The sequence below is a fragment of the uncultured Salinisphaera sp. genome, assembly GCF_964012375.1.
Lineage (GTDB): Bacteria > Pseudomonadota > Gammaproteobacteria > Nevskiales > Salinisphaeraceae > Salinisphaera.
This window is the reverse complement of record NZ_CAXGSH010000008.1, coordinates 50,135-58,178: the sequence shown is the minus strand read 5'-3', so window position 1 is coordinate 58,178 and position 8,044 is coordinate 50,135. Positions and strand designations below refer to the sequence as shown.

General features: G+C 58.4%; 8 protein-coding genes. 1 reads left to right on the top strand and 7 read right to left on the bottom strand.

The window, feature by feature from the left end; genetic code table 11:
• On the bottom strand, positions 1 to 1,192 hold a 1,192-nt coding region (locus ABNU97_RS02880), incomplete at its 3' end, for an acetyl-CoA C-acyltransferase (RefSeq protein ID WP_348765246.1).
• A gap of 509 nt (positions 1,193 to 1,701) precedes the next feature.
• On the opposite strand from ABNU97_RS02880, the gene ABNU97_RS02875 reads away from it, so the two are divergent.
• A complete protein-coding gene (locus tag ABNU97_RS02875) occupies positions 1,702 to 2,079 on the top strand; it encodes a hypothetical protein (RefSeq protein WP_348765245.1) in 378 nt (125 codons plus the stop codon).
• A gap of 350 nt (positions 2,080 to 2,429) precedes the next feature.
• On the opposite strand, the gene ABNU97_RS02870 is transcribed toward ABNU97_RS02875, so the two are convergent.
• The 6 genes from ABNU97_RS02870 to ABNU97_RS02845 form a co-directional block, all read right to left on the bottom strand.
• The gene (locus tag ABNU97_RS02870) at positions 2,430 to 3,467 is read right to left on the bottom strand and encodes a hypothetical protein (protein ID WP_348765244.1); all 1,038 of its coding nucleotides are present in this window, start codon (positions 3,465 to 3,467) and stop codon (positions 2,430 to 2,432) included.
• A gap of 61 nt (positions 3,468 to 3,528) precedes the next feature.
• A complete protein-coding gene (locus ABNU97_RS02865) occupies positions 3,529 to 4,101 on the bottom strand; it encodes a hypothetical protein (protein ID WP_348765243.1) in 573 nt (190 codons plus the stop codon).
• Positions 4,102 to 5,048: 947 nt separating this feature from the next.
• Positions 5,049 to 5,879, bottom strand: a complete 831-nt coding sequence (locus ABNU97_RS02860) for a CsgG/HfaB family protein (RefSeq protein WP_348765242.1) — start codon at positions 5,877 to 5,879, stop codon at positions 5,049 to 5,051.
• A gap of 40 nt (positions 5,880 to 5,919) precedes the next feature.
• Complete coding sequence (locus tag ABNU97_RS02855; RefSeq protein ID WP_348765241.1) at positions 5,920 to 6,324, bottom strand: curli assembly protein CsgF; 405 nt, start codon at positions 6,322 to 6,324, stop codon at positions 5,920 to 5,922.
• Positions 6,325 to 6,335: 11 nt separating this feature from the next.
• The gene (locus ABNU97_RS02850; RefSeq protein WP_348765240.1) at positions 6,336 to 6,860 is read right to left on the bottom strand and encodes a CsgE family curli-type amyloid fiber assembly protein; all 525 of its coding nucleotides are present in this window, start codon (positions 6,858 to 6,860) and stop codon (positions 6,336 to 6,338) included.
• A gap of 423 nt (positions 6,861 to 7,283) precedes the next feature.
• Positions 7,284 to 8,012: a LuxR C-terminal-related transcriptional regulator gene (locus ABNU97_RS02845; protein ID WP_348765239.1), complete on the bottom strand. Its 729-nt coding sequence runs from the start codon at positions 8,010 to 8,012 to the stop codon at positions 7,284 to 7,286.
• Positions 8,013 to 8,044 lie beyond the last annotated feature (32 nt).

Here is an 8,044-nt window from a genome sequence, read left to right as displayed (position 1 = left end):
CGAACAGGCCGGCTGCACCGATACCGCCACCGACGCACATGGTCACGACCACATACTTGGCGCCGCGTCGCTTGCCTTCGATGAGGGCGTGGCCGGTCATGCGGGCACCGGACATGCCGTAGGGATGGCCGATGGCGATGGAGCCGCCGTTGACGTTGTACTTGTCAGGGTCGATGCCGAGATAGTCGCGGCAGTACAGGCACTGGCTGGCGAAGGCTTCGTTGAGCTCCCACAGGCCGATGTCGTCGACTTTCAGGCCGTAGCGCTCGAGCAGTTTCGGCACGGCATAGATCGGGCCGATGCCCATTTCGTCGGGGTCGCAACCGGCCACGGCCATGCCGACATAGGCACCCAGCGGTTCCAGTCCGCGGCGTTCGGCTTCGGCGGCTTCCATGAGCACGCTGGCCGAGGCGCCGTCGGACAGCTGCGAGGCGTTGCCGGCGGTAATGAAACGGCCTTCGCTGATCTGCTGGCCGTTCTTGAACACCGGGTTAAGGCCCTGCAGGCCTTCCAGCGTGGTGCTCGGACGGTTGCCTTCGTCCTTGTCGAGGGTGACTTCGACTTCGCTGATTTCCCCGGTCTGCTTGTCCTGCTGCTTCTTGATGGTGGTCAGCGGCACGATCTCGTCGTCGAACTTGCCGGCTTCCTGGGCGGCGGCGGTCCGCATCTGCGACTGGTAGGCGTATTCGTCCTGGGCGTCGCGCGAGACGTTGTAGCGATCCGCTACGACTTCGGCGGTTTCGAGCATGGACATATAGATGTCGGGGCGATGCTCGACCAGCCACGGGTCGCGGGCCCGGAAGGTGTTCTGGTGCTCGTTCTGCACCAGCGATACCGATTCCAGGCCGCCGCCGACGACGATGTTCATACGGTCGTTGACGATCTGCTTGGCCGCGGTGGCGATGCCCATCAGGCCCGAGGCGCACTGGCGGTCGATGGTCATGCCCGGCACCGAAGTCGGCAGGCCGGCACGGATCGCACACTGGCGGGCCACGTTCTGACCGGTGGAGCCCTGCTGGAGTGCCGCACCCATGATCACGTCGTCGATGTTCTCGCCCTGCAGCTTGGCGCGCTTGAGGGCATGCTCGATGGCATGACCGCCGAGCGCCTGTGCCTGGGTGTTGTTGAAGGCGCCGCGATAGGCCTTGCCGATCGGCGTGCGCGCGGTTGAAACGATGACTGCTTGTCGCATGGGACTCCTCATGATTTTTCGTGGTCGTCAGTCGCCACACGTCGCGGCTGCGAGGCTGGCGCGGCGGTATGGCTTTGATAAGGGGGCGCGGCCGGCGACCCTCTGTAACGATTATTTCTAGTGCCTTTTTTGAAATGCTCTTTCAAAAAGGTCGGTGCAGTATGTTAAGCGATGCCAGACCCGTCAAGCTGTACTAGTTGGTTCAGCGCCGCCTTGAACAAGCGGCCGCCGTCAGGGCACATCGCCGCAAACAGCACGCCCCTGCAGGATACTGATGTGCCGGATCGCCGGCGGAAGTTATTGCCGGTATACCTGCCAAATACGTAGCACGGCGCTCGCGTTTGCCCGTTGCCAAGACGCCTCTCGAATACGCGTAAATTATTCGGTTAGGGCAATAAAAGTAATATAGATAGAATAAAAGCTGAAAATACAAAATATATTTCCTTTTGATATTGGCTGGACGATGTTTGCGTAGATAGTATTGATCACAACAATACTGGGGAACAGCCATGCCGAAAGAGTCGTTGCTCGCCGCTTGCGTAGTCGCCGCGATTTGCACCGGTCCGGCGAGCCTGGCTTGGGGAAAAGATATGGCGCCCGATCCGGAAAAACACAGCTCGGCCGCTATTCAAGTGTCGATCAACGGATCGGACGACATCCGCTACGCGGCTGCGTGGACGGTCACGGCCGAGAGTGGTGAGCAGGAACAGTTCGAGACGTCAGGCGAGGCGCCAGCCGTTCATATGTATCGGGGCGTTGCAATATCGGGCACCGTTACGGTGTTGAGCCCCACCGGGCGGCTAGAAGTCGAAATTCTAAAGAATGGCAACCGCTCCCGTTCTTCGACCCAAGGCGGCGGTAGCGTTGTGCGTATGACGGTGCGGTGATTCGCTGATCAATGGTAGCCGCGACCGGGTTTTTCTTCTGGAACCGAGGTTGGCGAGGATTCTCTCGCGAGCGAGAGTTCGGCGGCGCCCCTGCATTGGCCAAGCGTCCTCGAGCCCGTGTTAACCCAGGCAGCGGCGACGGCTTGAGGTCATAACGTTTTAATTCGCTATCGATCGCGGATATCGCGCAAAAAAAGCGACGTTTTGATGGTTAATACGAATTAGCCGTGTAGCGTGGTGCTTGCCGCGTTCTGCGCTCGGCTGCCGCCGCGCATCGGTGAAAGAAAAGCACGCAAACAGAAGAGCCCCACCGTAGTGGGGCTCCGAACAGAACAGCAAGCGATGGGCTTTTACTGCGTGACGGTCGCGGTATTGCTGTTTCCGGTCTGTGCGACCATCGAATAGTTGCTGTTGCTCGCCTGAGTGACACGAGCCAGGTTGTCGTTGCCCGACTGCATCACGTACGCCTCGTTATAGTTGCCGCTCTGCGTGATGTACGAGTCATTGTCGCCGCCGCCCAGGCCGAAGAACCCGCCGTTGCCGCTCTGGTCGACGTCGGCGAAGTTGCCGTTGCCGGACTGGATGATTTCCGATTCGTTGTCGAAGCGGCGCTGTTCCACGTCGGCTTCGTTACCGTCACCGGACTGATCGATGAAGGAGTAGCTGTCACCCACCAGCAGTGCGTCCTGGTCGACGCTGGCGATGTTGTTGTTGCCGCTCTGATCGATCATCGACTCGTTGAAGCCTGCGCCGCTCTGATCGACCGTGGCAGTGTTGTCAGAGCCGGATTGATCGATGTACGAGTCGTTAAAGCCGAAACCGCCTTGCGTGACGGTGGCCTCGTTGTCGTCGCCCGACTGGAAGATGTTGGAGCCGTTGAAGCCGCCACCGGTCTGCGTAACGCTGGCCATGTTGTCGTAGCCGGACTGATCGATATACGAGTCGTTGAAGCCCAGGCCACCCTGAGCGACCGAGGCGTCGTTGTTATCCCCGGACTGATAGATGGTCGACTCGTTATTCTCGGAAGCGAGCGCAACACCCAGCAGCGTGCCGCCGCCCTGGTCGACTGTGGCGGTATTGGAGTTGCCGGCCTGTTCGATATACGAGTCGTTGTAGCCCCAGCCGCCCTGATCGACCGTGGCGGTATTGTCGTCGCCCATCTGATCAACGGTGGACATGTTCGAACGATAACCGGTCTGGGTGACGACTGCGTCGTTGTCGTCGCCGGACTGGTCGATGTAGGAGGTATCGTAGGAGTTCTGACTGACGGTGGCGTCGTTGTAGTCCCCCGACTGTTGGACATCCGAATAGCTGTTGCTTGCCATCGCAGAGCTGGCGCCGAGAGCAAGAGCGACCGCGGTCGCGATAGTGGTGCGTTGGAGTTTCATTTGGGTTCCCCTGGGTTTGATGGTGCCTTGGTCATGCCTGAATGACTGAGCTAAGGCCTGCTCAGTACATACGAATAACGACTGGCGCCGCCCGGCCGGCGACAGAGGCCTGTCCCACGGATAGACTGCGCAAGCCGCTGCCCGATTGCGAAATTGCGATATCGCTGTGGTAGCCGGTCTGGTTGATTCGAGCGTCGAAGCTATTGCCGCGCTGCTCGATCGTTGCCTGGTGGTGATTGCCGATCTGGCCGATCAAGCCGGCGTTGTTGCCGCCTGACTGGATGATATTGGCTTCGTTCCAGTTGCCGTTCTGGTAGATCGCGGCATAGTTGCCCGAGCTAAATACCGCCTTGTTGCGCGACTGCACGACATGTGCGGCGTTATTGCTGCCCACCTGGGCAATGACGCTCACGCTTTCGTGTCCGTGCTTTGAAGAAACGTTAGGATTCTTCGGCACGACGGCGCCGGCTGCTGACGCCTGGATTACACTTTGGCTTGCAACACCATCGGCTATCGATTCGCTGGCGGCTGCTCGTGCATGCATGGCGAACACCAACAGGGTGCAAAGCACGAGCGTATATAACGCCCTGTTAATGAATGCCGTTTCTGTCTTATGTTGCGCTGTGCTGAACATGGCATCGCATCGCTATGTTGAATAGGCACTCGGTGAGTGCGTAAATCCCATGCCGATTGGCGTTTGAATAACTCTGCAGGATTGTTCGATTTGGCGGTATAGGGCTAAAGAACCAACTTGAGTCTGAAATTTCTGAACTCGTTCACGGGATGAAGTATTAGGTTCCTGATACTCGGATTTTCTCGGTGCTCGTGGGCTCAAGCACATGCCCTCGGCCGCCCCTGTGCCGAGTGCTTGGTGGGGCAAAAAGAGGGAAGCCGAGTCTGCGGATGTCGTACCACGCGGCCGGGTCGCACCTCGTCAATGGGAAGCGTGGGCTGGCGCCTGGGCGGGCGAGCGCTCTCGCCACGGGGCCGATTATCGATTGACCAGGCGGGTGCTCAGAGCCGAGAACGCGGCGTCGGTAGGTTCAGAGGCACCGTTTCCTGTGTGGTCACTCGTTTACGACCGGGCGACTTTCGGTACGTGTTTGATCGCATGGCGAAAAAAGCGTGGAAGCAATAGCGAGAAATCACGCGTCGTGGTAAGCGGTCTGCGTCGCGGCGAATACACGGGCAACGGCATGGGGTGGCCATTTTTTTAATTGGCTCGACCGGGTTTCGGGGCCCTTATGTCGAGGGACTGGGCTGGCTCGGCTCAATTCAGGTGGTTGAGCAGCGTGTTTGTTGCGACAGCGCAAGCGGAGGGCTGATCGCAGACAAATTGCTGGCTATTCAGTCTTGGACTGCTGGCTTCATACGAGCAGGCTGAAAGGGCGCGGGACGATATGAGGCACGATTGATTCGGCCACAAGAAAGGCTTAATCAGTCCCCGGGTGTCGGGATAGCCGAAAACGAGCGAGTGCGAGTCTTTTTTAATAGTTTTTACAGTAGAGGGGAGGTGCTCGTACGCGTGCCCTTTACGCGCCGCAAGAAAGTTTTTTCGCGGCCTAATCATTTAGAGAGTGCTTAGAGGAGTGGGGTGGGCGCGTTGAGGTAAACGTCCAGAATGGTGCCCTCGAGTTGTACGCCCTCGCGCAGTTTCCAGAGTCCTGCGGTCACGCCTTTCGCGACCAGGTGAATAACCGACGCCTCGATCGCAGCCATGACTGCCAGCTGTACGGGTTCGTTATTGGTGTATCCGGCCTCGGCTTCCAGCAGTCTGCTGAAATCGATAAAGCGGTAAAAGCCGGCGCGTAGCTCTCTGGAATAAATGGTTTTGGTGGTTGTTACGTTTGCAAGGATTTTGCCCGTCGAAATCTCGATTGCGCGTAGGTTCACGGTCACCTGATCGACCTGATACTGGCCGGACGTCCCAATGCCGAAATATTCAACGCCCGCGCCACCTGTACGGATGTTCGATTCATAGGCGATGATGCCGCCCTCCAGCATTACGGAGGCCGCCCTCAACGAGGGCAGCGTATCCGGCTGGCCAAAGCGTTCGAACTCTGCGCGGATGATACGGCGTTCCGTTAGCAGGTTCTGCAGTCCCACGCGCTCAAGGGGGATGAACCAGCCGGAGTCTGCGAGGGCGCCAGTCAGCATTGACGCGGCACCTTGAGTGACGGCGGTCGAGAACGTGCTGGCCGGGGCGGGTTTGTACTGCCCGGTCAGATCTCGAAAATCATAAATCGACGCGTAAATCTGCCCGGCCGGTGGGGGTAGCGCAAGCAGATCCTGGTACGTTCCGCTCCGGGGCGTGAGCGTCGCAGGCTGGCCTTCGAGCCCGCGTGAGTTGGCGACGACCGCGGCGCAGCCGGTCAGGCTCGTAATCATCAGAAATACAATAATAAACCGCATGGCTTGCCCCCTCTGCCCTTTGTTCTATCTGCTGTGCTTATTAGAAGCCCGATAGGCCGCCTACGTTGATGGTGGTGACATCGCCGGTGGCCTTGTCGGTGACCGTTATGCTCAGCTGGCCGTTCTCGTCACGGATTACGACGCCGAACTCGTCGCTGTCGAACACGCCCTCGCTGATTTCGCCGGCCCCTACATCCGAGATAAGTTGCGAGATCAGCCGGCTTTGCAGGTTCTGAACCAGCCGCTCGGTTGCCGAGAGCGGCTCGTAGCGCGAACGCCCTGGTGGTTCGTGGGTATCCTGGGCCTGGGCCTTGTTGAGCAAGTAGCTGCCGTTGAATGGATCACCCCCGAACGAGGGGTTGATGGGCTGATAAACGAGCTCGCCGGCACCAGCCACAGGCGACATACCCAGCACGGCGATGGCGATAATGTTGGCGCGTTTCATGAGGCCCCCGTTTAAAGTTCTTCTTTTCCGAGATCGGCACTGGGATTGAGTGCCGCCGAAAGCTGCCGTTTGAGAATGGCTTTCTCGACCAGGTCGATGGCCTGCCGTGCGACATCGTCGGCGTCGCTGAGCCGCGGTGATAGTCGTGTTTCGAAGTACACGCGGGGCCCGTCGGTTATCCAGAGCTGGATGCCCCAGCGGGCATCGGGGCGTTCGTGGATCGTGAGTGTGGCCCCGCGGATGATCGGGTGGCCCATCCCGATCTGGCTGAATGCGCGATAGAAGTTCTGGCCGATGACGGTTAGGGTTCGATCGACCAACACGCCGGTGAGCTCGCTGCTACCGTTGTAGGCCGATTCGAGACGAGGGCCATCCTCGCTCTCGAGTCGATTGATGGACGATGTGTCGTTCACGGACTTTGGGCTTGGCTCCGCGGGGTCGACTTCTGTCTGGGCCTGGCCAAGTTCGGCAAGAATGAACAGAGCAATAGCTGCCAGGCGGTATGCATAGGTTGAACGTCGATTTTGTGTGTTCATTATTGGTATTCGACATCCGTAAGTCGTCTTGCCAAACACATAAAAAATGTATTCGGGCAATAAAACGCGCGACGATTGGCAGATCCTTGTGGCGCCGCGTCCAGTAATTTTTAAGCAGCGCCCTGAATTTTCGTTCGGCCAGTGTGCTAGCGCCCGCGACCAAATCCCATCGGGCTAAAGAACCATCCCATGGGTTGTTTTTTTAAACCTTTGCGGCGCCGTGGGTATGAGTTTTCTCATGCTTCGTGCATTCGCCGAGGGGAGGGCGTGCTTTGTGCCGGACGCACGCAACGGTGCTCGCGGCTGTCGCCCGCAGAGCGCCGAAAGAAAGAGCGTGGGTAAGCTCGTAGCGAATATGAAGCCAACGAAGCGCTTGCGCCCTGCGCGAGTGCCAGCGCGCCAGTGGTTCAGGCGAGTACGGCGCTATAGCCCCGGGGCGTCCGTGCCGGCTAAACCATTTTTGGCCGAGCGCGTTTCCGCCGGCTTTCGAGCGGCTGACGCTGAAATATTCGGTAGTACGCCAAGGTTCTGTCGGGCCCAGTTCGTGGCTTGTATTCGGTTGCGAACGTCGAGCTTGCGAAAAATGTTGTACAGATGCGACTTGACCGTGTGTTCGCTCACAAAAAGCTGGCGCGCAATCGCGTTATTGGAGGCGCCCGAGCCCAGCAGGCAAATGATCTCGAGCTCGCGCTGCGTCAGTCCACCCACCGGGCGATAGGCATTGAGTTGCTGATTACGGTAGCGCTCGATTAGCTGTGTCATCAGCGAGCGCGACATCCAAAGATTGTCGTCCAGCAGTTTGCTGATGCCTTTGCAGATGAGGTCGATGCTGTCGCGACGGTAGAACACGCCTTTCAAGTACAGGCACGCCAACACCTGAGTGGCGTGGTTTTCGTCACGCAAGTTGATTGCCGCAAGTACGAGGCCTTGTTTGCCTGCGGCCGCCACGTACCAATTCTGCATGCGGCTGTCATCCATCTCTGCAGCATCGAGCAAAATCAAAGCGTTATTGGTCTTAATCGCTTCGATCGAATCGTCAGGCGATCGCAAGGATATTTCACACTTTAGGCGTGCTTCGATATGTTCTATGAATAGCCGACTTTGCGAATTACTGTCTGTGACAAAAATGATTTTTGCGTTGCTGCACTTCATAGCGTAAGTCTCCCCGCAATCCGCCACCCCCT

Coding starts and splice junctions, on each gene's coding strand:
- ABNU97_RS02875 (WP_348765245.1), top strand. CDS start 1,702: ATGCCGAAAGAGTCGTTGCTCGCCGCTTGCGTAGTCGCCGCGATTTGC.
- ABNU97_RS02870 (WP_348765244.1), bottom strand. CDS start 3,467: ATGAAACTCCAACGCACCACTATCGCGACCGCGGTCGCTCTTGCTCTC.
- ABNU97_RS02865 (WP_348765243.1), bottom strand. CDS start 4,101: ATGTTCAGCACAGCGCAACATAAGACAGAAACGGCATTCATTAACAGG.
- ABNU97_RS02860 (WP_348765242.1), bottom strand. CDS start 5,879: ATGCGGTTTATTATTGTATTTCTGATGATTACGAGCCTGACCGGCTGC.
- ABNU97_RS02855 (WP_348765241.1), bottom strand. CDS start 6,324: ATGAAACGCGCCAACATTATCGCCATCGCCGTGCTGGGTATGTCGCCT.
- ABNU97_RS02850 (WP_348765240.1), bottom strand. CDS start 6,860: ATGAACACACAAAATCGACGTTCAACCTATGCATACCGCCTGGCAGCT.
- ABNU97_RS02845 (WP_348765239.1), bottom strand. CDS start 8,012: ATGAAGTGCAGCAACGCAAAAATCATTTTTGTCACAGACAGTAATTCG.